This window comes from Polaribacter sp. R77954, assembly GCF_044595335.1.
Taxonomy (GTDB): Bacteria; Bacteroidota; Bacteroidia; order Flavobacteriales; family Flavobacteriaceae; genus Polaribacter.
Genome location: NZ_CP138992.1, coordinates 1,393,941 through 1,417,682 on the forward strand (window position 1 = coordinate 1,393,941; position 23,742 = coordinate 1,417,682).

At 29.0% G+C, this 23,742-nt stretch carries 26 protein-coding genes and 1 tRNA gene; 9 read left to right on the forward strand and 18 right to left on the reverse strand.

What is annotated here, in order from left to right:
* Nucleotides 1–11: 11 nt before the first annotated feature.
* The 4 genes from SJY27_RS06070 (at nt 12) to SJY27_RS06085 (ending at nt 2,447) form a co-directional block, all read left to right on the forward strand.
* On the forward strand, nt 12–464 hold the full coding sequence (locus SJY27_RS06070) for a GatB/YqeY domain-containing protein (RefSeq protein ID WP_397447362.1): 453 nt from the start codon (nt 12–14) through the stop codon (nt 462–464).
* A 23-nt stretch (nt 465–487) separates the two neighbouring features.
* A tRNA-Arg gene (locus SJY27_RS06075) sits at nt 488–561 on the forward strand.
* Between the two features lie 513 nt (nt 562–1,074).
* Nucleotides 1,075–1,653 carry a hypothetical protein gene (locus tag SJY27_RS06080; RefSeq protein WP_397447363.1) on the forward strand — a complete coding sequence of 193 codons (579 nt, stop codon included), beginning with the start codon at nt 1,075–1,077 and terminating at the stop codon, nt 1,651–1,653.
* Nucleotides 1,654–1,880: 227 nt separating this feature from the next.
* Nucleotides 1,881–2,447, forward strand: coding sequence for a hypothetical protein (locus SJY27_RS06085; protein WP_397447364.1), 567 nt, complete (start codon nt 1,881–1,883; stop codon nt 2,445–2,447).
* A 207-nt stretch (nt 2,448–2,654) separates the two neighbouring features.
* On the opposite strand, the gene SJY27_RS06090 is transcribed toward SJY27_RS06085, so the two are convergent.
* From SJY27_RS06090 to SJY27_RS06110, 5 genes are all read right to left on the reverse strand, one after another.
* Nucleotides 2,655–2,927 (reverse strand): hypothetical protein, encoded by a 273-nt coding sequence (locus tag SJY27_RS06090; RefSeq protein ID WP_397447365.1) that lies wholly within the window; start codon nt 2,925–2,927, stop codon nt 2,655–2,657.
* A gap of 3 nt (nt 2,928–2,930) precedes the next feature.
* On the reverse strand, nt 2,931–3,206 hold the full coding sequence (locus tag SJY27_RS06095; RefSeq protein ID WP_397447366.1) for an ATP-dependent Clp protease adaptor ClpS: 276 nt from the start codon (nt 3,204–3,206) through the stop codon (nt 2,931–2,933).
* Between the two features lie 9 nt (nt 3,207–3,215).
* Nucleotides 3,216–4,052, reverse strand: a complete 837-nt coding sequence (gene prmA, locus SJY27_RS06100; RefSeq protein ID WP_397447902.1) for a 50S ribosomal protein L11 methyltransferase — start codon at nt 4,050–4,052, stop codon at nt 3,216–3,218.
* A gap of 65 nt (nt 4,053–4,117) precedes the next feature.
* Nucleotides 4,118–4,876, reverse strand: a complete 759-nt coding sequence (tpiA, locus tag SJY27_RS06105) for a triose-phosphate isomerase (protein ID WP_397447367.1) — start codon at nt 4,874–4,876, stop codon at nt 4,118–4,120.
* A gap of 84 nt (nt 4,877–4,960) precedes the next feature.
* A complete protein-coding gene (locus SJY27_RS06110) occupies nt 4,961–5,452 on the reverse strand; it encodes a TlpA family protein disulfide reductase (protein ID WP_397447368.1) in 492 nt (163 codons plus the stop codon).
* An 84-nt stretch (nt 5,453–5,536) separates the two neighbouring features.
* Here SJY27_RS06110 and pyrF point away from each other — a divergent pair, with 84 nt between their 5' ends.
* A complete protein-coding gene (pyrF, locus tag SJY27_RS06115) occupies nt 5,537–6,349 on the forward strand; it encodes an orotidine-5'-phosphate decarboxylase (RefSeq protein WP_397447369.1) in 813 nt (270 codons plus the stop codon).
* 508 nt (nt 6,350–6,857) lie between these two features.
* On the opposite strand, the gene SJY27_RS06120 is transcribed toward pyrF, so the two are convergent.
* The 7 genes from SJY27_RS06120 to SJY27_RS06150 form a co-directional block, all read right to left on the reverse strand.
* A complete protein-coding gene (locus tag SJY27_RS06120; RefSeq protein WP_397447370.1) occupies nt 6,858–7,004 on the reverse strand; it encodes a hypothetical protein in 147 nt (48 codons plus the stop codon).
* A 425-nt stretch (nt 7,005–7,429) separates the two neighbouring features.
* Nucleotides 7,430–7,642, reverse strand: a complete 213-nt coding sequence (locus tag SJY27_RS06125) for a hypothetical protein (RefSeq protein ID WP_397447371.1) — start codon at nt 7,640–7,642, stop codon at nt 7,430–7,432.
* A gap of 100 nt (nt 7,643–7,742) precedes the next feature.
* Entirely contained in the window at nt 7,743–8,459 is a 717-nt protein-coding gene (locus SJY27_RS06130; RefSeq protein WP_397447372.1) for a DUF4197 domain-containing protein, read from the reverse strand.
* A 53-nt stretch (nt 8,460–8,512) separates the two neighbouring features.
* Entirely contained in the window at nt 8,513–8,677 is a 165-nt protein-coding gene (locus SJY27_RS06135) for a DUF5522 domain-containing protein (protein WP_397447373.1), read from the reverse strand.
* A 37-nt stretch (nt 8,678–8,714) separates the two neighbouring features.
* Nucleotides 8,715–9,095 carry a DUF4174 domain-containing protein gene (locus SJY27_RS06140; protein WP_397447374.1) on the reverse strand — a complete coding sequence of 127 codons (381 nt, stop codon included), beginning with the start codon at nt 9,093–9,095 and terminating at the stop codon, nt 8,715–8,717.
* A 57-nt stretch (nt 9,096–9,152) separates the two neighbouring features.
* Complete coding sequence (locus tag SJY27_RS06145) at nt 9,153–10,970, reverse strand: Xaa-Pro dipeptidyl-peptidase (protein WP_397447375.1); 1,818 nt, start codon at nt 10,968–10,970, stop codon at nt 9,153–9,155.
* 140 nt (nt 10,971–11,110) lie between these two features.
* The gene (locus tag SJY27_RS06150) at nt 11,111–13,036 is read right to left on the reverse strand and encodes a CocE/NonD family hydrolase (protein ID WP_397447376.1); all 1,926 of its coding nucleotides are present in this window, start codon (nt 13,034–13,036) and stop codon (nt 11,111–11,113) included.
* A gap of 203 nt (nt 13,037–13,239) precedes the next feature.
* Between SJY27_RS06150 and SJY27_RS06155 the strand changes: the two genes are divergently transcribed.
* Both SJY27_RS06155 and cdaA read left to right on the forward strand, forming a co-directional pair.
* Nucleotides 13,240–13,845 carry an ExbD/TolR family protein gene (locus SJY27_RS06155; protein WP_397447377.1) on the forward strand — a complete coding sequence of 202 codons (606 nt, stop codon included), beginning with the start codon at nt 13,240–13,242 and terminating at the stop codon, nt 13,843–13,845.
* Nucleotides 13,846–13,898: 53 nt separating this feature from the next.
* Complete coding sequence (gene cdaA / locus SJY27_RS06160) at nt 13,899–14,675, forward strand: diadenylate cyclase CdaA (protein ID WP_397447378.1); 777 nt, start codon at nt 13,899–13,901, stop codon at nt 14,673–14,675.
* 6 nt (nt 14,676–14,681) lie between these two features.
* On the opposite strand, the gene SJY27_RS06165 is transcribed toward cdaA, so the two are convergent.
* Nucleotides 14,682–16,448 carry an ABC transporter ATP-binding protein gene (locus SJY27_RS06165; RefSeq protein WP_397447379.1) on the reverse strand — a complete coding sequence of 589 codons (1,767 nt, stop codon included), beginning with the start codon at nt 16,446–16,448 and terminating at the stop codon, nt 14,682–14,684.
* Nucleotides 16,449–16,451: 3 nt separating this feature from the next.
* Nucleotides 16,452–17,177, reverse strand: a complete 726-nt coding sequence (gene truA, locus SJY27_RS06170) for a tRNA pseudouridine(38-40) synthase TruA (RefSeq protein ID WP_397447380.1) — start codon at nt 17,175–17,177, stop codon at nt 16,452–16,454.
* Nucleotides 17,178–17,240: 63 nt separating this feature from the next.
* Here truA and SJY27_RS06175 point away from each other — a divergent pair, with 63 nt between their 5' ends.
* Nucleotides 17,241–17,738 carry a metallophosphoesterase family protein gene (locus SJY27_RS06175; RefSeq protein ID WP_397447381.1) on the forward strand — a complete coding sequence of 166 codons (498 nt, stop codon included), beginning with the start codon at nt 17,241–17,243 and terminating at the stop codon, nt 17,736–17,738.
* On the opposite strand, the gene SJY27_RS06180 is transcribed toward SJY27_RS06175, so the two are convergent.
* From SJY27_RS06180 to SJY27_RS06195, 4 genes are all read right to left on the reverse strand, one after another.
* Complete coding sequence (locus SJY27_RS06180) at nt 17,725–19,536, reverse strand: tetratricopeptide repeat protein (RefSeq protein WP_397447382.1); 1,812 nt, start codon at nt 19,534–19,536, stop codon at nt 17,725–17,727. The genes SJY27_RS06175 and SJY27_RS06180 overlap by 14 nt on opposite strands.
* A gap of 41 nt (nt 19,537–19,577) precedes the next feature.
* A complete protein-coding gene (locus tag SJY27_RS06185; RefSeq protein WP_397447383.1) occupies nt 19,578–20,255 on the reverse strand; it encodes a hypothetical protein in 678 nt (225 codons plus the stop codon).
* 150 nt (nt 20,256–20,405) lie between these two features.
* A complete protein-coding gene (locus SJY27_RS06190; protein ID WP_397447384.1) occupies nt 20,406–21,071 on the reverse strand; it encodes a response regulator in 666 nt (221 codons plus the stop codon).
* A 266-nt stretch (nt 21,072–21,337) separates the two neighbouring features.
* Complete coding sequence (locus SJY27_RS06195; RefSeq protein ID WP_397447385.1) at nt 21,338–21,769, reverse strand: DUF4293 domain-containing protein; 432 nt, start codon at nt 21,767–21,769, stop codon at nt 21,338–21,340.
* A 198-nt stretch (nt 21,770–21,967) separates the two neighbouring features.
* On the opposite strand from SJY27_RS06195, the gene rho reads away from it, so the two are divergent.
* Nucleotides 21,968–23,668: a transcription termination factor Rho gene (gene rho / locus SJY27_RS06200; RefSeq protein WP_397447386.1), complete on the forward strand. Its 1,701-nt coding sequence runs from the start codon at nt 21,968–21,970 to the stop codon at nt 23,666–23,668.
* Nucleotides 23,669–23,742 lie beyond the last annotated feature (74 nt).

The following is a 23,742-nucleotide window of genomic DNA, read 5'->3' on the forward strand; positions in this document are numbered from 1 at the left end:
AAAAGACTACAATGAGTTTGCAGAAAGAAGTAATGGACCAAATGAAAAAAGCAATGAAAGCAAAAGATACTGTTGCTTTACAGGCTTTAAGAGCAGTAAAATCTGCCTTTTTATTAGCAAAAACAGAAACAGGTGTTCAAGAAGAGTTGACAGCTGATGAAGAACTAAAAATTATTCAAAAACAAGTAAAGCAGAGAAAAGATAGTGCTGCTGTTTTTATACAACAAGGAAGGCAAGATTTAGCAGAACCTGAATTAGAAGAAATTAAGGTATTAGAACAATTTTTACCTGAAGCTTTATCTGAAGAAAAGATAGCAGAAGTTGTTGCTGCTACCATTCAAAAAATAGGTGCAAGTGGTATGAAAGATATGGGCAAAGTAATGGGCGTAGTTTCTAAAGAACTGGCAGGCCAAGCAGATGGTAAAACCATATCTAACTTAGTGAAGAAAAAATTAATGGCTTAAAAGTGTATTCTTAAAATACAAAAGGCTCCATAGTTCAACTGAATAGAATATCAGATTTCGGCTCTGAGGGTTGCAGGTTTGAATCCTGCTGGAGTCACAAAAACTTACCTAAATAGGGTAAGTTTTTTTTGTTTACCATAAAAAACATTCAAAAATCTAGACTATAAAAAATATAATTACCGAAATTTTAACATACAAAATTAAATTTTAGTTGTTAAAAAAATCTTTAATGTTTATATTTGTTTTATACTTATCTGTTTTACTATAGATATTAGTTATTTTAATAATCCAATTCCCCCAATCATGGATATAATAAAAACTAATTTTATTGACTTTTTGTCTCAATGTGTTATATACTTAGTTAAAAGTATTTTCATTTTTGCTGCAATAATATCTTCAACAAAAGCTTACTTTAATTACTTATTGTTAATTAACAAAAACTCTTTTCAGAATTCTTTTTTAAAAATATTGGTTGATTTAGCAGATTTGCTAACTAATGCATATGCCATATTTAATAAAAATATATTCAATTTTTTGTATTTAGATCTTTCTTACCCAAAAAAACGATCTAACAATCTTTATTTTTTATTTACCCCTAAAAATGATAATTATGAAAAGGTTAGCTTTTGATTCTAAAAAAATACTATTTACGGTTTCTAATTTAGAGAAGAGACACAAGATTATTACCTATGCTTCTTTACTTTTTTTAACTATATCTACCTATTTCTTAAGAACAGAAAATCAAGATATAAAAATAGATTATGCCATGTTGCAAGAAAGAAATGAAAACTTAAAACAGAATATGGTAATTTTTAATAGAAATTATGAAGGTTTTCCGCTTGCTATTTGGCAAAAAGTTAAAAGAGGTGACCAATTTATAATGCAGTATGTAAACCCAATATATGTATCCAAATTTGGGCATTTGTTTCAATACAATAAATATGCTTTAATTGGTAAAAATAACTTTGCCAATTACCCAGAAAAAATTGCGCAATCTAACTATGAAAGCGATATTGCTGTTGCTATAATAGGCAAAAAGATAGAAAGTATAGTAAAGTCAATTGATAAAGAAGGTAAGGTAATTCAACTTAAAGTACTTAAATGGAGAGACATCAAAGATAATAGAGATACTTTAATTTATGGAATGGTTAAAGAAACCATATCTGAAACCAACATAAATTTAAACTAATAATGTAGCATATTAAATCATTTTAAACAATCCAAATCCCCCAAAACAATGGATCTAAAAAAAACACTTGCACCTTACAATACAACAAAATTTGCATTAGTAGCCCTTAACTTTTTATTATACAGTTGTATAATAAAAAACTTGAAAAGTAGTTATCGTTCTTTATTTAATAAAGTCAATATATCTTCTTACAATATTTATTTTCTTGTGCTTAAAAAATAAATATTATGAAAAAGTTAGCTATCAATTCGAGAAACATTCTTTTTAAGGTTTCAAACTTAGAAAAAAAACATAAAATTATAACCTACGCATCTTTGCTATTTTTAACAGTTTCTACCTACTTTTTAAGAACAGAAAATCAAAATGTTAAAATTAAGTATGCCACCTTACAAGAAAGAAGCAAGGGCTTAAAAGAAAATATGGTTATTTTTAATAGAAATTACGAAGGTTTTCCTTTACCTGTTTGGCAAAAGGTTAAAAGAGGAAAACGATTTATTACACAGTATGTAAACCCTTCTTATACTGAAAAATTCGGTCATTTATTTTCTTATGATGCGTATGCGCATATTGGAAAAAATAATTTTGACTTATTTGATAAAAAACATGCCCAAGAATATTATGAAAAAGATTTAGCGGTTGCTGTTACAGGAGAAATTTTGCACTCAAAAGATGAATTTGTAAACAAAGAAGGCAAAAAAGCATTCATGCAAGTGGTTAAATGGAGACAAATTGAAAATAATAAAGACACCCTTATTTATGGAATGGTTAAAGAATTTGTAAAGGATATAAAATAAAAATAGTTTACAAATCCTTTTAGATTATCATTAAAAAGGCTCTTAACAATTGTTAAGAGCCTTTTTGTCTAACCAAACTTTAGTATAAAAACTAACCACTATTATTAAATGTTCTTTTTCTTTGCAGTATTTGTTTATAAAACACAGCAAATTTAATAAGTCACTATTTTATTAATAAAAAATAAAAAACTCGAGAAATTCTCGAGTTTAATTTAAATATTGTTTTAGGGCTATTCTATGTTCAGGAATACTTTTATCATAGTTTTCTACTAATAACTCTAGTATTTCAGGTGGTTTAACGCCAATATCTGTTTTATTAGTATATTTAGAAACGTATAGATTAAAGGTTTCTAAATATTTTTCAAAAATTAAAAAATGGGTAGCATTTAATTCTGAATATGCAATTTCATTACCCGAAAATGATTTTGAATGATCTTGAAAGAAATCAGAAAACTCGTAATACTTAAATACGTTTTCCATATCTTAAACTAGTTCTGCAGATAAGCCTAGTTGCAACAATTTAGAACACCTTGGTTCTAAATCTTTATACTCACCAGATTTAACAGTACATTTTCCTTTATAATGCACCAAAATGGTACATTGTTCTGCTTGTTCTAAAGTGTGATCGCACACACTAATTAAAGACTCTATTACAAAATCAAAAGTATTTACATCATCATTATGTAACACAATTTCATGTTGATAGGTTTCTTGCTCTAAAACATCTACTTCTTCTTGTATTTTTTCTTTTGTACCCATACAGCAAAATTACAATTTATTGTATTTTAATGCAACCCAATTGTTTCTTTCTATATGGTTTTGAAGTGTTAAATTATACTTAATAACCTCATTGTCAATTACAGGAATATCTTCTTTATAAAAACCACTTAACAATAAAGTACCTTTTTTATTTAAACATTCAGTGTAAATTTTTATATCATTTAACAAAATATTTCTGTTGATATTGGCAATGATAACATCATAAGTTTTATCGCCTAAAAGACAAGCATCACCCTTAAAAACAGAAATGTGTTTACAATTGTTACGGTCTACATTTTCTAATGAATTTTCATAACACCAATTATCAATATCAATGGCATCAATAGGATTCGCATTTTTCATTGCTGCAAAAATGGCTAAAATACCAGTTCCACAACCCATATCTAAAACGCTTTTATCAGCTAAATCTAGTTTTAACAGATGCTGAATCATCATGTGAGTGGTTTCGTGATGCCCAGTACCAAAACTCATTTTAGGTTCGATGACAATATCATATTTTAAATTTAGATTATCATGAAAAGGTGCCCTAACACTTACCAATTCATCTACCTGAATGGGAGTAAAATTCTTTTCCCACTCTGCATTCCAGTTGGTTTGTGCCACTTCTTTCTTTTGATATTCTATCTGAAATTCATCTGAATTTAAAATAAAAATATCGTTTAAAATATCGTCATAATATTCGTCTTTCTGAATGTAAGCAGTAACTCCAACTTCGTTTTCAACAAAACTCTCAAAACCCACATTACCTAATTCTGCAATTAAAATTTCTGTTGCAGGTTCTTTAGGTGTTACCGTAAAATTGTATTCTATATAAATATTATCCATCATAAAAAAAGCGTCAAGAATTAAATCTTGACGCAAATTTATACGTTTTGTAAGTAATTTCGTTATTAAATTGCTTTTATAATTGCAGAAAAATCTGATGCTTTTAAAGCTGCACCACCAATTAAACCTCCATCTACATCTGGTTTAGAGAAAATTTCTTCTGCATTTGCAGGTTTTACACTACCACCGTATAAAATAGATACGTTATCTGCAACTTCTTTGTTGTATTGCTTTTCTACAATACTTCTAATAAATGCATGCATTTCTTGTGCTTGTTCTGGACTTGCAGTTTCTCCTGTACCAATTGCCCAAACTGGCTCGTATGCTAACACTATACTTGACCAATCTTTAGCCTCTAAATGAAATAAAGCATTTTTTAATTGACTTTCTACAACATTAAAGTGATTGTCAGATTTTCTATCTTCTAACAACTCACCAAAACAAAAAATAGTTTCTAAATCATTTTCTAAAACAGCATTTACTTTTTCTGCAAGTAATTCGTCTGTTTCACCAAAATAAGTTCTTCTTTCTGAATGCCCTAAAATAACAGATTTAATTCCAATAGATTTTAACATATCTGCAGAAATCTCACCTGTGTATGCGCCACTTTTTGCTTGATGCATATTTTGTGCAACAACTTCGATACTAGAACCTTCTGCCAAGTTTACAGCTGATTCTAAATTTACGAATGAAGGTGCCACAATAACTCTTGTATTTTCTAATGATAAATTTTCAATTTCGGTTTTTACATCCTCAATTAAAGTTTTGGTTTCTTGTTTATCATTGTTCATTTTCCAATTTCCAGCTACTATCTTTTGTCTCATAATTATAGATTTATTTACCTGTAAATTTAAGAAATGTTACCTAAATAGAACTCAGAAAAAAAAATAGTTACTAAAACGTTTTACCTACTCTATTTGTAGGGCTTTTCTAATGTTTTTATCAGATGTATTGGTCGCTTTAAAGAGTGTTATCTCTCCTTCTTCATCAATAACCATATACCTGGGTATCCAACCTAAATTAATAAAATCTACAAAATCACCATCGTTCATTCCTTGTGGTAAATTGTAATGTTCGCCTGTTAAGTTATATTTTTGTATTGCTTTTTTCCAAGAAGAATTGCTGATGTCTACAGAAAGAAAAAGATAAACTACATCTGGAAATTCTGCCTGCAAATCTTTTACTTTTGGAAACCCTACAATACAATCTTTACACCAAGAAGCCCAAACATCAATTACTATTTTTTTTCCTTTATGTTGATGTAAAACTTCTCTTAATGTTATTTTTGAGTTGTTTACACCAATTAACATTTCTAGGTTTGCTTTTTCTGAAAACTGTTTAGGATAATCTATATTGCAACCAACAAGCGTAATAAAGATGATTAGAAATATTTTTTTCATTTGAAATTTGTCTATTAAAAGCAAAAAATCTTACAAATCTTAAACATTAAAAATAGTACTTTTGTACCATTGAAAACAAAAATAATGACAACACAAGAACTTGTATCACAAATAAATCAAAAAAAATCATTTTTATGTATTGGGTTAGATGTAGATTTAAATAAAATACCCAAACATTTATTAGCCTTAGAAGATCCTATTTTTGAATTCAATAAAGCCATTATTGATGCAACGCATCATTTGTGTGTTGCTTATAAACCAAATACGGCTTTTTATGAAGCTTATGGTATAAAAGGTTGGCAATCTTTGGCAAAAACGATGAATTACATCAACGAAAATCATCCAGAAATTTTTACTATTGCAGATGCTAAACGTGGTGATATTGGAAACACTTCTACCATGTATGCAAAAGCCTTTTTTGAAGATTTAGCTTTTGATTCTGTTACAGTTGCGCCTTATATGGGTAAAGATTCTGTTGAACCTTTTTTAGCTTTTAAAAACAAGCATACCATTATGTTGGCTTTAACATCAAATGAAGGAGCTTTTGATTTTCAAACCAAAAACATTAATCATAAAGAGCTGTACAAACATGTTTTAGAAACCTCTAAAACCTGGCAAAATTCAGAAAACTTAATGTATGTTGTTGGGGCTACAAAAGCAGAATATTTTGCAGCTATTAGAAAAATTGTGCCAAATTCTTTTTTATTAGTGCCAGGAGTTGGTGCTCAAGGAGGTAATTTGCAAGATGTTTGTAAATATGGATTAAATGAAAATATTGGCTTATTAATTAATTCTTCTAGAGGAATAATATATGCTTCAAACTCAGAAAACTTTGCAATAGCTGCAGCAGAAAAGGCAAAAGAACTACAACTACAAATGGAAATCTTATTAAACTAGGTACAATTTGTTAAATTACAATGGTGTGTACTTATGTAAGTATTGATAAAAACTAGTGTGTTTGTATATGGTTTGTTGTGTGGTTTCAGTACTAAAGTTAACAAATAAAAACCGAATAGAAAATCCGAGAAGTTTTTTATAAGTAGGCTAGAACTAGCAATAAATTATATACGGTGCTAGAAATCAGGCTTTATTTTGTTCGTTTTATTTTTGGTGGATTTTGTCGATTATCAAAAACATCAGCAATTTTTATAAATCAGTTTTGTTCATCAACCGAATATATCACTTTGTAGTTTTTGAATACCAAATAACGATATTGAATTTCTCTATCTTTAAGTAATTCTTCTTCTGGTTCAATAAAAGACGCTTTGATTAATTTTTTCCGATTCTTTAATTATTCCAGTTACAATTTTAGTGGCAACTATTAAACTTGCTTTTTTTTCGTAATATTGGTAAATTTCGTCAAGTTGAGTTTCCGAAAAGTGGGATCAAATAATTTTAAAATTCATTATTCGTATTTGGCAAAAAGTTCAGAACTTGTTTTAAATCGATTGTTTTTGAAATCCGATTCTGATTTGTCAATTCGTTTGTTTAACTCATTAATGGTCATTGACTTAAAAAGCCTTTCGTCAGAAGTGTCTTTTTCCTTTTTCAATATTTTCTCAAGCTTGGAAATTGCTTCCTCGCTTTGAAGTTTTAGAAATTCTTGAATAAATTCTATTTTTCGAGCTTCTATATTGATTTCGAGTTTCTTTTATCAAAAATACTAAATTATCAAATTCAATCAATATCATTCTTGGTTTAACGAATTTTTCAGCTTGTTGCCACCACTTTCATAAACTAAAGTTCAATAAAAAGTCTAAGAAATTATTAATTTAAATAAAATAAAAATAATTTCTTAGACCTCATTGATCCCCAATCAATGATAAGGGTTTATTTACTGGTAAAATTTGAGAACTTGTAGTCTGAAATGTATATATGATGGGATGACATACTTTTAAGATATCATAAAATATTTACACATTTACAATTATAAAAATACTGATTTTTATTAACATTGTATGATTTTAAATCACTAATTTACACAGTAACTTCTCTTTCTAAATATTGTAATTTATTTAATTTCCTTAAAAGCTTCATTGCTTTAAATGCTGCCAAATCACTTAGGGTTTCATCTAAGAATCTATAACTATTAGATACTTCAACTAAATGATGATATTGTTGATGTAAACGTTGTTTAAGTTGCGATAAGTGTTGTTTGTAATACATAATATGGAAGATTGATTGTTTCAAATATAATTAATATTCACTAAAAATCAACATTTTACAAACAAAAAAACAACAAGGTATTTTTTGCTTTAAGATTTCTTAAAAAAAATTAAAATCACTAATATTATCTGTTATCTTGTAAAGCAAAAACTTTTTGCAACAAAGCTGTATTTCTAAGTCCTACTTTTTCTCTAATTCCTTTTTCTTCAACCTCAATCATTGTAAAAACCCCTTTTAGAGCTTGTTTTGTAACATACGAAGTTAAATCTGGGTTCACATTTTTTGTAAAAGGTATTGCATTATATCTAGTAATTAAGTTACTCCAAATTTTATCTGCACCCACTTTTGCAAAAGATTGGCTAATTACAGGGCTAAAGCTTTGATACAATTTATCATTTGTTTTGCTTTGCAAATAACTTGTAGCCGCATTTTGCTTACCTAGTAATATATTTTTAGCATCGTTAAATGTAATTTCTTTAACAGCATTTACAAAAATAGGTGTTGCAGTTTTTACAGCACCTTCTGCTGCTCTGTTTAATACTTTTATCCCTTCGTCTGCTAAATTACCTAAACCTACTTTTCGTAAACCTTTATCTACAGCTTGTAATTCTTCTGGCAAGATTATTTTAACCAATTCGTTTCTATAAAAGCCGTCTTTAGCCGTTAATTTAGTTACTTGATTTTGTATACCATTGTCTAATGCTTGACGTAAACCATTACCAATTTGCTCTTGAGTCAAAACGCCTCCTTGTCCATTTGGCAATTGACTTGCTATTTTTTGTAACTCAGCACAACCTACAAACTGAATTGCAATAACCAACACTAAAATTCTTTTTATCATTTCTTTTGATTTATTTTCTACTCTTATACGACCCCAAATAATATAAAAAGTCACTATTTAAAACTATCTGTTTTTTTATCATAACCATAAGCACAATGTTTACAACCGCTTTTACAACAATATCCTCTCTTTAGGTGATATTTTTCTGTGAAAACTTTGTAGCCTTGCTCATTTATATAAAAATCATCGGGCTCTAACTCTATTCTTGGTTTAAACATTTCGCAAAAATAATATTTTAAAAGCTTATACTGTTAATTAGTTATTATTTCTAATTTCACTTTTTCGCATTGGCATTCTATCAATAATGGCAAATAATTTTTTAGTGGTTAAGATATCATTTTGTTTTAATTTAATCCCTCCATCTAACCCTATTAAAACAATTTTAAAGCTTTCTGATTCATTTTTGTATTTGTTCTCTTTTACTTTTGATGAAGTCCAATTCGTCTTAAAATCAACCTTAAATTCATTTTTTACAAACCGATAAATTTTTACTCTTCTTTCGATGAGTCCTTTTTTCTCTTTTGATAAATTAATGATTTGTTTTTGCAAATTTACATCAGCCTTATCATCAGTAAAAACTAATAAGACTCTATTATTCCATTGATGTTTTTTGAAGTCTTGACTGTTACAATTCATTACAATCAAAAAAAAACAAAATAATAAAAAGATTGTTTTAAACATAAATTTATCATCTTAATCAATGGCTTTTTTAAATGCTGTTACTCCACCCACAATAGGAATTGTAATTCTTGTGTTTTCTAAATCAACTGTGAGCTCTGTTCCTGGTTCTGGCAATAAGGTAAAGTTATTATCAGAAGAAAAAATCATTAATCCAATTTGTTGTCCTTTTTTGATAATTTGATCATCTGGCTGTAAATCAAAAGTCATTTCATAAAACTTACCTATTTGTAAAGGTTTACTTTCTCTTAATGATTTATGATTTTGTAAATCTGCCCAACCCCGAGTAATAATGTTGTCGGTTATTTTTGTTCTTCTGCCTTTATTCCATGGTAAAGAAACTAAATAAACAGATAAATTTACAGCCTCAGCAGAGCTTGCAGCTTTTATGGTTATTGATGGAATTCCTGAAATATGAAGATCTTCTTTTAAAATTGGAGAAACATATAACAATCGATGATTTGTATAATCTGCCTGCGCAAGTGCTTCTGAAGAAAATGAATAATTATCTACCAGAGTTTCTTTTCCTTTTGAGTCTAAATTATCTAAGGATAGGCTTCCTATTTTAGGAGCTCCACCTTTTAAAAACAAGGTAACCTCTTTTGCTTCAGGATTTGGGTAATTTTCATAGGCTGTTGGTTCACTTCTTTTATCATTTTCTCTTACAATCCATGCCTTGGAATCGTTTTCTACTCCGTTTTCAATTCCGTGTAAATATTTAGTAAACCAACGATTCATCATTTTTATTGGTGGTGGACCTCCATGACCATTTTGATGATAATAAATCTGGGTGGGTAAGCCCATTTCTGATGCTTTCTTATAAATTCTATAACTATGCTCTGGCATTACATTCCAATCATTAAATCCGTGAGACATTAATAATGCAGCTTTCATTGGTTGCATATCATTCAAATAATCACGTCCAGACCAAAAATCATTATAATCTCCAGTTTCTCTATCCATTCCGTTAACCAATTCTGTATCTCTAACAACTTTGTTGTTTCTTGCACGATTTTCTTCTTTTCCACTGTGGATAAAATCGTACAAAACATCAATATCTTCACCTAAATATCCACCAGGTGAACGTACCAAACCATTTGAACGATAATAATGATAATAAGAAGTATTTGGTGCAATTGGTATGATAGCTTCTAAACCTTCTACTCCTGTTGTTGCTGCAGCCAAAGGAATTGTTCCATTATAAGAAGTTCCTGTCATACCTACTTTTCCTGTAGACCAAAATGCTTTAACTTCTTGGTTTCCTGTTCTAGAAGCATAACCTTTTGCTTTTCCATTTAGCCACTCTATAACCGCTTTTGGTGCTAAAGATTCATTATCTCCACCAACGGTTGGTGAACCATCAGACAAACCTGTTCCTGGAGAAGAAGAATGCACTACAATATAACCTCTTGGCACCCAAGTTTTAATTTGAGAATTCGAAATAATTGGTCTTTTTCCCCTTCTTTTAACTTCAGAACGAGTTGGTTCTGGCACTTGTTCTCCTAATTCGTGTTTTACATTCCAAAATAATTCTTTTCCTCCACTTGCTACTCCTGCATAATAAGGACTCGATTCGTAAACAATAGGTAATTTTAAACCTTCCGTTTCTGTTTGCTTTGGCCTTGTAACGTCTACGTGAACTCTGTCTAATTTTCCATCCCCATCTGTATCAAAACTTGTTTCTACCCATAAATCGTGACGAATCCAATTTTTAGAATCACTAAAAGCTTCTACAATCTGAGCTTCACCATCTTTAAAAACGGGTACAGCTTTTTCTTGCGCATTTATTTGAAAAATAAAAACAAGTAATATAATTAATAATGATTTTTTCATTTTTTATATTGGTTTATAATTTTATTCTGATGATAATAATTTTTCGTGTTTTGTGTTTAAAAAAATCTAACACATAGAAACATAGAATACATAGGTTTCTTTTATCTTTTTTCTTACCTCTTACCTCTTGTCTCTAAAAACTAATCTTTTAAAACTGAAAACTCAATACTAGAATCTGTAAAAACAGTGTGCGTTTGAGTTTTAAAGTCTGCCTCGTCTGCTTTATAAATATTATCTACATAAGTCTGCGGATTTAAATCGATTAAAGGAAACCAAGTACTTTGCACTTGTATTTGCAATTTGTGTCCTTTTTTAAACGTATGAAAAACATCTTGCAATTTAATATTTACAGCTGTTTTTTTGTTTGGTATAAAAGGTTCTGGTTTTGCAAAACTATTTCTAAAACGCCCTCTTAAAACCTCGCTTCTAACCATTAAATGATAATTACTCATTTTTAAATGATCTTGTAAACCCTCATTATCTTCTTTAATATCAGAAGGATGCACATCAATAACTTTTACAATCCAATCTGCTGCTGTACCAGTGGTAGCCACTTTTAATTTTGCTAATATATCACCAGCTAATGTAAAGTCTTCAGTTAAAACATCCGTTTCAAAAACCAAAACATCTGGTCTTCTTGCTGCAAAACGCTGATCGTCTGTCATGTATTTACGAGGTGTAAAAACGGTTTTAATATCCTCAGAATAAGGTACAGGTCTTTTAATATCACTAATAAATTGTATTGGTTTGATATAGTTTTTATGTACAGGAGGTGCAACTACCAATCTATTGTTTTCTGTTAGATAAAAATTTTGTTTCACCACATTTTTTGGTGGCCAAGCATCATAAGATTTCCATTCTTTTTTACCAGAATCAAAAACATAGGCTTCTGGTAAACCTGAATTTTTATCACCTTTACCTTTTAGAAAATGGTTAAAGAATTTTGTTTCTATTTCTGATTGGAATTTTAAAGAAATAGAATCGCCAAAATAATAATTACCTACTGTATTTTTAACCGTATTTCTTGCCCATTTTCCATGATCCCAAGGCCCAAAAACCATAGTATTGTAATTGTCTTTTCCGTTTTTTTCGATTCCTTTATAGGTTTCTAAAGGTCCGTATAAATCTTCTGCATCAAACCAACCCCCAACAATCATAGTAGCTACAGAGCTTGGTACTTTATTCATATGTTGGATAATACCTTTGCTTTGCCAAACTGAGTCGTAATTTGGATGTTCCACAATTTCTTTCCAGAAAAAATCATCAATTTTGTCTTTAGATGCTGTTGAGTTTACATCTAATTTATCATATTGAAAGTATTCATTTAAGTTTTTTAAAGGTCCTTTATCTAAGAAAAATTGATATTGATCTTGCGAATTCATTTTTGGAAAAGAATACCAAGCCGAATCTGTTGGAGTGTCTTTATACGTTCCGAATAATGAAATTGCTCTAAAATAACTCAATAAAAACGCTCCATTGTGATGAAAATCATCAAAGAAAAAATCGCCAATACAAGCTTGTGGAGAAGCAGCTTTTAATGCAGGATGCGCATCTATTGCAGAAATGGTTGCATAATGTCCAGGATATGAAATTCCCCAAGTACCTACATTTCCGTTATTATTTTCTACGTTTTTCACCAACCAATCAATAGTATCATAAGTATCAGAAACCTCATCAGATTCATTATCTTTTTTATTTGGTTTGTACGCTCGCATATTATCATAAACACCTTCACTCATCCATCTACCTCTAACATCTTGATAAACAATAATATTACCTTCTTTCATTAAATGAATATTTGGGCCAATTTTAGTTTTCATATCCTCACCATAAGGTCTTGAACTATAAGGTGTTCTTTGCATGATAATTGGATATTCTTTAGAGGTATCTTTTGGCGAATAAATAGTGGTATGGAGTTTAACACCATCTCTCATTGCAATATCTATTTCTTTTTTAGTATAGTTATCTACAACAAAAGTGTCTTTAGATTTTTCTGTTTTTTTTGATGTATTACATGCAGAAAACAGCATAGAAATTGCGATAAATAAAAGGGAAAATTTCTTCATTTTTTAGGTTAGATTAGTTTTGTCTAAAATTACAAAACAAAAAAGAATTGGTAAAAAAAGGAGTGTTAAAATGGTCTGCATATTTATTTGGCATTCTTTTTGTTAAAAAAATGTTAACTCAACTTACCTAAACTTTAATAAACTTCTTGAATTTATCAAGAGGAAAAAAAATCAAATATATTAACTTTTAAAAACTAGGTATTATGAGTAGAAAAGAATCTCCAGAAATTAATGCAGGTTCAATGGCGGATATTGCATTTTTATTATTAATTTTCTTTTTAGTAACCACAACTATGGATGTAGAATCTGGAATTATTAGAAAAATTCCGAAAAAAGAAAAAATAACAGAAAACATTCGGATTAAAGAAAAAAATATTTTAGAAGTAAACATCAATCTTAGAAACGAGTTATTTATTGATGGTGAAATTGTTAAATTAAATGATGTAAAACAAATTGCTATTGATTTTATTGACAATGCAGGCGGTTTAGACCAAAACAATACACCTTGTAATTGGTGCAAAGGCAAACAACTCTCTACCTCTTCAGATCATCCTTCTAAAGCATTTATTTCTGTAAAAACCGATAGAACTGCTAATTATGAAACTTACATTTCGGTTTTAGACCACTTAAATGCTGCATATACCCATTTACGAAATAGATTAGGTGTAAACCTTTATAATCAAAATTATGAAAGCCTATTGGATGATTTTAAAAAATCTAACCAACAAGATAAATCTATAGCAGTAAAAATTAAAAATCTTAGAGAAAAATATCCTTTATTATTATCAGATGCTGATATGCAAAACTGATATGGTACTCACAAAATTTATTAGTACTTTTACCTAAAATCAGTAGCTATTTTATGTTAGATTTTGTGCCTTTTTCTTTTTTAGATGTGCTAGATATTTTATTAGTAGCCATACTACTCTACTATATTTACAAACTACTTAAAGGCACAGTTGCCATTAACATTTTTATTGGTATTGCACTTATTTTCTTAATCTGGAAAGTAACACAGGCTTTAAAAATGGAAATGTTAAGTGGTATTTTAGGCTATTTGCTTTCTGGGGGTGTCATTGCACTTATTATTGTATTTCAACAAGAAATTAGAAAGTTTTTATTGATGATTGGTACAACAAACTTTTCTAACAAAAAAAGCCTTTTAAGACAATTGAAGTTTTTACAAACCGAAATTAGTTCAGAAATTGAGACCGAAAAAATTATAAAAGCTTGTACAAATATGTCTAAAACTAAAACAGGTGCCTTAATTGTTATTGAACGTACCAATGGTTTAGATTTCTTGATTAATACTGGCGACCAAATGAATGCTTTGGTTAATGAGGTAATCTTAGAAAGTATTTTTTTTAAAAACAGTCCTTTACACGATGGTGCAACCATTATTAGAGACAATTATGTAGTGGCTACAAGAGTGGTTTTACCCATATCTGATAGTACAAAAATACCTGCACGTTTTGGTTTACGACACAGAGCAGCCATAGGAATTAGTGAAAAAACAGATGCTGTTTGTTTATTAGTTTCTGAAGAAACTGGAGAAATTTCTTATATAAAAGATGGTGAGTTTGTACTGTATACCACACCAGATGAATTGAATGAAAAACTAAAAAGTGATTTGATGTAGTTGAAATTACGAGGCTACATCTAAACTAAATTGCTTGTCGTATAAATTTTTATAATAACCACTTTCTTTTTCTAACAATTCTTGGTGCGAACCTTTTTCTACAATCAATCCTTTATCCATTACAATAATTTGATCTGCTTTTTGTATGGTTGCCAATCTGTGGGCTATTACAATAGAGGTTCTGTCTTTTGTAATGGTATCTGTTGCATACTGAATCATTTGCTCTGCGTGAGCATCTACAGAAGAGGTTGCTTCGTCTAAAATTAAAATACTTGGCTTGCTTACATAAGCTCTTAAAAAGGCAATTAACTGTCTTTGTCCTGAAGATAGCATGGCTCCTCTTTCTTTAACATTATAGTTATAACCTCCAGGCAGCGTCATTATAAAATCGTGAATACCAATTTGTTTTGCAGCTTTTTCTACTTCTTCTACAGTGATACTTTCATTTTTTAAAGTGATATTATTTAGAATAGAATCTGAAAATAAAAATACATCTTGCAATACTATGGCTACTTGATTTCGTAAACTCTCTAAAGTATAATCACTTACAGAAACATTATCTATAGCAATTGTACCCGAATCAATTTCATAAAAACGATTGATTAAGTTGATAATTGTAGATTTACCTGCTCCTGTTGCCCCAACAATAGCAATGGTTTGTCCACTTTTTACCTCTAAATTAACCCCTTTTAAAACTTCTTCGTTTTTAATATAACTAAATCTTACATCCTTTAGGCTAATATTACCTTGTAAATTTTCAGCTTTAATCGTTCCGTTTTTAGCAATACTACTATCTGTATCAATAACTTTAAACACACGCTCACCAGCTACAATTCCCATTTGTAATTGATTGAATTTATCTGCAATTTGACGTAAAGGCCTAAATAGCATTTGTGCAAACTGAATGAAGCCCATAACCATACCAATAGAAATATCGGAATCTTGAATTACTTGTCCACCTCCAAACCAAACAATCAATCCAATACCAATAGAAGATAAAATTTCTGCAATAGGAAAAAAGATTGAAAAATACCAAATGGTTTTAATATTGGCTTTTTTGTGCTTATCGTTAATTTCTTTAAAATTCTGATATTCAATACTTTCACGATTAAACAATTGTACAATTTTCATACCAGTTACTCGCTCTTGAACAAATCCGTTTAAATTGGCAACTTGATTTCTAACTTCTTGAAAAGTAGCTTTTATGGCAACTTGAAATAATTTTGTAGCATAAATTAAGATGGGTAAAATTGATAAAGTGATTAATGCTAGTTTCCAATTTAGCACTAACATTACTACAGTTACTGCAAACATTTTAAGAATATCACTCAAAATCGTAAACACCCCATTACTAAAAAAAGCGGCTATAGTTTCGATGTCAGAAACAACTCTAGTAACTAGTTTCCCAACAGAATTGTTATCAAAATAAGACATTTTAAATTGCAAAATATGTCTAAATATCTTTGCTCTTATATCTCTAATAATATGTTGACCTACCCAATTTGCAAAATATATAAAGGTGAATTGTAACAAGACTTCTACCAATAGAATAGCTAACATTAACAGGGTATAATTCAGTAATCCTTGTTTATCGTTGGTTAAAATGTAATCGTTTACAGTATTAATGAGCACCAAAGGTGATAATACCGAAAACATGGCTAAAAGAATGGTAGACGTAGATGCAATAAAAAAATACAAACGATAACGTTTTGCAAAAGACATTAGTCTTTTAAAAATTTGCATATCGAAAGCATTTCCTGTTTTATTTGCCAAAACTTAGTATTTTATATTTGTTAAAAATAATCCTTTTGCAGGAACTGACAATCCTGCCTTTCCTCTATTTCTGCTTTCTATAATTTTTCTAAAATCATCTACAGATAATTTGCCTAAACCAACATCAATTAAAGTACCAACAATTGCTCTTACCATATTTCTTAAAAAACGATTTGCAGAAATATGGAACGTTAGTTCGTCTCCTTTTTGTTGCCAAAAAGCTTCTGTAACATCGCAATTAAAAGTGTACACTTCTGTTTTTACTTTAGAAAAAGTTTGGAAATTTGAGTATTCTAAAAGTAATTTAGCAGCTTCATTCATTAAATCTATATTTGGTTTTTGCGAATGAATCTGCCAAGAAAAATCTAACAAAAACGGATTTCTACCCAACCAAATTTTGTATTCGTAACTTCTAGAACTCGCATCAAATCTTGCGTGTTTTTCATCATCGACCAAAAAAACCTGTTGTACAGAAATATCGTTTGGTAAAATTGAGTTCAATTTAAATACAATTTTATCTTTTAATGGTTTATCAATATTAAAATGAGCAAACATTTGTGTTGCATGCACTCCAGTATCTGTTCTTCCAGCACCCACAACTTCTATTTTTTCTTGATAAATTGTACTTAGTGCATTATTTAATTTTTCTTGTACAGAAATAACATCTGGCTGAATTTGCCAACCATGATAATTTTTTCCATTGTAAGAAAGCTCTATAAAATATCTCAAGAAAATGTGTTTTTGAAGAGACCAAAATTACATAATTTATTTTGTTATGATTACTTTTGAAATGTGAAAAAAATCTTATTATTATCTGACACACATAGTTATATTGATGATCAAATTTTAAAGTTTGTAAAACAAGCGGATGAAGTTTGGCATGCTGGCGATATTGGGAATTTAAAGGTAACAGATGCTATAAAAAAAATAAAACCTTTACGAGCGGTTTATGGTAATATTGATGATAAAGATGCTAGAGCTGAATTTCCTTTAGACAACAAATTTAATGTTGAAAATGTTTCTGTTTGGATGACTCATATAGGTGGATATCCGAATAAATATAATTTAAGAATTCGTGAAGAGCTTCGTAAAAATCCACCAAAAATATTTATTGCTGGACATTCTCATATTTTAAAAGTACAATATGACAAAAAGTTAAATTTATTACACCTAAATCCTGGGGCTGCAGGGAAACATGGTTTTCATAAAATTAGAACCATGCTTCGACTACAGATAGTAGAGGGAGATATTAAAAATTTAGAAATTATTGAATTGGCTAAACGAGGTTAAGTTCTTCTTTTTCTAAAACAGGAATTTCTACAGAAATTTTTGTACCATTATTTTTAGAAGAATCTATATCAAATTTACCTTTCATCATTTGTATTCTGGCTTCTATTTGATTGATTCCTAAACCATCCTTTACATCGATTTTATTTTTATCGAAACCTATGCCATCATCAGAAATTTTGAGAAAAAGCACTTTATTTTCTTCTTTTAATTGTACTAGTGCATTATTTGCTTTGCTATGTTTTATTACATTGTTTACAAATTCTAAAATTATGTTGTGGACTTTAATTTCAAAGGACTGGTCATATCTTCTAATTTCAGCAATATCTGTATGTATTGTTAATTCTGAATTAGAAAATTTATCTGAAAGATCTCTAATAGCGAACTTCAAGCCAAATTTCAATAAAACTGAAGACATTAAGTTATGAGATAAACCCCTTACTTTATCTGATGCCTCTTCAATAATTCGTTGTGTTTTATCAATTTCTATAGGTGTGTTGCCATTAAATTGTTTTCGTGTTGCTTGTAAATGTAAATTTGCAGAAGATAATAAGGCGCTTACACTATCATGTAATGTTTCTGCTATTTGTTTTCTCTCAGACTCTTTACCATCTATAGTTGCGTTTAAAATTCTTGCTTGAGATTCTGATTTAATCTTTTCTATTTCTTGGTTTTTAAGCAATTCTTTTTGTGAAAAACTTAATGCCAAATTCTTCTGTTTTAATTTATTTAAATTGATGATATATGTTAAGGATGAAATAATCAATAGAGCTACAACGCCTAAAACCCAAAAGGTTCGTTGTTGCTTTAATCTTTTATTTTCTTCTTTCTCTAATAGAATTTCTTTTTTTGAGTTAAAGTCATACTTTCTCCCCAATTCTTCAACAATTGTGCTAATTTCTTTGTCTCTAATAGCGTCTTGAATTTCATAAGATTTCTCTTGATGATCATAAGCTTTGTAATCCTCCAAGTTTCTCATAGCCCAAGCCAAATTATAATGTAAATCAGCTTTTGTTCTAAATGCTTTTGAGTCGCTATTATTTTCTATTAATTTTAAGGCTTCTAAATAAATGTCTTTAGACTTTTGATATTCTTTTTGAGATAAGTACACATTGGCTAAATTATTTAGAGATTTTGCTTCGCCTAGTTTGTTATTATACTTTTTGTGAATTTCTATAGCTTTTCTTACATACTCTTCTGACTTATCAAAAATTGAATCTTGCTCAAATATACCTGAAAGATTACTGTAGGTACTAGCCTTTATATTTTCAATATTTTTATTCAAATTTGGTAAGTCTATTATTTTTTGATAATAGATTTTAGTACTATCCAAATAATTAAGCTTATTATTCTCTTCAATTGATACAGATAACATGAAGTACAAATTACCTATTTTAAATAATGTTTTGATATAATCATGATCCAAAATCAAGTCTGAACTTCGCTTCTCTTTTACCGTAATCTCAAAAAACTTTAATGATTCCTTATAATTATTTAAAGATTCATTAAATTTGTTGGTTATTTCATAAATATTTCCTATTAAATATAAGCACTTGTAAGTTATATAATAATTTTTTTCTTCTTTACTTTTATCTCGTAATTTTAAAGCATTATCTAAAGCTGAAAAAAAATCTTCATTTTCATAACTATTTAACACTTTATTATATTCCAATTGAAGTGTTGTTGAATCTTTTTTAAATAAGGATACTGAAGAATGTCTACTATTTAAGAATTCCTCAGTATCATTATTTATAATGTCAAAAGCAAAAACTTGACATACACTAAAATAAAAAAGTATCAAAGCTATTTTTTTCAACTAAAATATCACTTGTAAATTTATAATTAATCAACAAAACTATCAATTATCACCTTAGGCTTTCTAATCATTTCTAATTCAGCAGATTTTGCGTTTGGATTACTAATATAATTTACAAAATCAATTTTTAATGGTTTCCCTTCTTCTTTTTCTAAGGTTCTAGAGTAACTAATTTCTCCTCCAGCACCGTCTTCTAAATGCACCTCGTAAGTATTAATTGATTCATTATATACAAAAGAAACATCTACGTTGTCCTTTACATCAAAAAACAAATTATAAGTACCATCTTGGTTACCTGTTACACTGTATGATGCTAATTTAGTGTCATTACCTTTTCTTTGAAGTATAATATTATCATCAGAAATAGATATAAAAGATTTTTGATTAGTATTAGCGTCTACAAAGCTAACTTCTAAATTATTATTATCAATAATTAAATCTTGAGAAATACTTTTTTCTGTTTGCGCTATTTTAGCCGAAGACAATAAAAATTCATTATTATTTCCGTCTGAATATTTATCTACTTTAGTATTGTTTTCTACGTCAAAATCAATAGAATATGCACCTGTTGCATCCCTTTTAATTTGGTAGGTTTTCAATAAACTAAATGAATTGTTTTCTAAAGTTGTGGTTTCTTCATTAGAACAAGAAGAAAATGCTAAACTAACTGCGGCTACTAAGGTAAATACACTAATTTTTTTCATGGTTTTTGTTTTAAAATTATACTATTAATAATAATTTGATAAAAGTAGGTTTTACAATGCATACAATAAAAGGTAGATAACATTGGGGAAAACATATCAAATCTTCTAGGGGTTAACTAGCACTTTAAGTTAAAGATTTGATATAATAATTTAGACGATTTTATTTTTTACTGCATACATTGCTAAACCTACTGAATTTTTTACTTTTAATTTTTTTAATAATTTTTTTCTATGTGAATCTATTGTACTTATACCAAGATTTAGCAAATCTGCTATTTCTGGTGTATTATACTGTTTTGTTATTAATCTTAATACTTCTAATTCTCTATCGCTTAAACTTTCAATTAAATACTTATCTGGTAAATCACCCTCTTCAGTTTTTTGTCCTGATAAAGCTTTTATTAATTCTGTCTGAATTTTAGGCGTAAAAAATTGCTCTCCTCTCATAACCGCTTTTATAGCATCGATTATAAATTCTCCTGCATTATTTTTAGTGATGTAAGCATTGCAACCAAGATTTAACATTTCTTGAACAATTTTTATATCATCATAACTAGAAACAATGACAACTTTTTGATTGATTTTATTGTCTTTAAAGTGTTGTAAAACACCAATACCATCAATAATGGGCATTGTAATATCTAAAACTAAAACATCTGCCTTATTTTCTGGATTATCAAACCAACTTATAACTTGTTTGCCTGTTAAAGAATATCCTTTAACTTCTATATCCTCATCAGTATTTAATACAGCTTCAATACCATCTATAACTATTTTGTGGTCATCAGCTACGTGAACGTAAATCTTATCTTTCATTGTTACACTACAAATTTATACTACTTATTTATATTACACAATCCCCATTTATGGTGAAATTTTTCTCTCCCCATAAATGGGGAGGAGCCTCCCCATTTATGGGGAGAGCAGCTCTTTAAATAGCTAATTATCAATATATTAAAAAACACCTATTTTTCTTAATTTTGGTGCTATTTCTAAATTTTTGAAAAACTACTATTTTTAAAAACGCAAAAAACCGAGAAATATCTCGGTTTTTTTCGCACTAAATATACTATTTGTTAGTTTTATCTCAATCTGTCTACAGATTTTACAAGATCTTCATCCTTCTTAATAGCTTTATTTGCCAAAACAATAAGCAAAATAACTATAATTGGTAAAAACATCCCAATACCTTTCTCTGAAACTGCGGTTTCTCCAGATAAATTTAGAGACAAATAAATCAATAATCCTAATAAAAAAAGATTTATCAAAATAATTATACGCCCTATTACAAATTGTAGTTTTCTGTTTTGATATAAAAAAACGGTTACAATTGATAAAATAGCAGACATAATGAACATAAAAGGAATTACTTTATACGTAATTTCCTCTTTCGAAAACAAATTTACAACAAATATTTTTTCTTTAATTGTATTCCATAAATTAAATACAAAAATTAATCCTCCAGAAACTATAGATGCTAATAATAAATAAATGGTTTGTATTCTTTGAATCATAAATATATATTGTAAAACAAAAGTAGAATTTCTTTTTCAAAAAAAGAAAAGTTAAAAGTGAAAAAAAAAGTATATATTTGTAATATTAGAACCGCACAACAATATTGTATAGTACTATATACAATACTATAAACTCAAACAAACAATTTTTAAACGTATTAAGTGTTTAAGATTTATTATAACTTAATTAATATATAAATGTTCGAAATTTCTGAACTAAAAGCAAAAAAACTTACTGACTTACAAGTAATTGCAAAATCTATTGGTTTAACAAAAACAAGCCAATTAAAAAAATTAGAATTAGTATACCAAATATTAGATAAACAGGCTTCTGACCCTTCAGCTGCAAAAAAAACAGCACCCACTGAAGAGAAGCCCAAGGTAGAAAAACCAAAAAGAAAAAGAGTTGTTAAGAAAGCACCCGCAGATACAACCCAAGCAAGTAAAGAAACTTTACCTAAAGAAACTACAACTGCAAAAAAACCTGTAGTTAAAAAAGCTACTAAAAAAGAAGTTATTAACGAACCTAAACCCGAAACTGAGAAAAATATCGAAGTTAAGGAAGTTAAGGAAGTTAAGAAAGATGTTAAAGAGCAAAAACCTACTCATAACAATCAACCAAGAAATAATAACAACAAGAATCAACCAAGAAATAATAATCAAAATAAAAATAATCCTCAACAGAATAACAAACCTAGGTCTAAAGACAATAGTAGAGATAAAAAACCTGCAGTAAGTAGGGGTAATAAATCTAACAATAGGTATAAAGATCCTGATTTTGAATTTGATGGTATTATAGAAAGTGAAGGTGTTTTAGAAATGATGCCTGATGGTTATGGTTTTTTACGTTCTTCTGATTATAATTATCTATCATCACCAGATGATATTTATGTATCTCAATCTCAAATTAAATTATTTGGATTAAAAACTGGAGATACTGTTAGAGGTAATGTTCGTCCGCCAAAAGAAGGCGAAAAATATTTCCCTTTAATTAGAGTATCAAAAATAAACGGATTAAATCCTAATATTGTTAGAGATCGTGTTTCTTTTGAGCATTTAACACCTTTATTTCCTCAAGAAAAGTTCGATTTAGCAGAAAGAGGTAGTTCTTTATCCACAAGAATTATCGATTTATTTTCGCCTATTGGTAAAGGACAGAGAGGTATGATTGTTGCCCAACCAAAAACGGGTAAAACAATGCTTTTAAAAGATGTTGCCAATGCCATTGCCAAGAATCACCCAGAAGTTTATCAAATTGTTTTGTTGATTGATGAAAGACCTGAAGAGGTTACAGATATGCAAAGAAGTGTTCGTGGTGAAGTGGTTGCTTCTACTTTTGATGAACCTGCAGACAAACACGTTCGTGTTGCAAATATTGTTTTAGAAAAAGCAAAACGTTTGGTAGAATGTGGGCATGATGTGGTAATTCTTTTAGATTCTATTACACGTTTGGCAAGAGCTTACAATACTGTGGCACCTGCATCTGGAAAAATACTTTCTGGTGGTATCGATGCTAATGCATTGCACAAACCAAAACGTTTCTTTGGTGCTGCTAGAAATATAGAAGGTGGTGGATCTTTAACCATTATTGCAACTGCACTTACTGAAACTGGTTCTAAAATGGACGAAGTTATTTTTGAAGAGTTTAAAGGAACTGGTAATATGGAGCTACAGTTAGATAGAAATATTTCTAACAGACGTATTTATCCTGCTATTGATTTGATTAAATCTTCTACAAGACGTGATGATTTATTGTTAGATGATAAAACCGTACAAAGAATGTGGGTATTGCGTAAATATTTGGCAGATATGAACCCTATAGAAGCAATGGAATTTATTAATGATAGAATTAAATTCTCAAAAAATAACGATGAGTTTTTAATTTCTATGAATGGATAACAATATCAATTTATATAAAAAAAGAGCCTTTTCGAATATTCAAAAAGGCTCTTTTTTTATGTATTGTTTAAAAG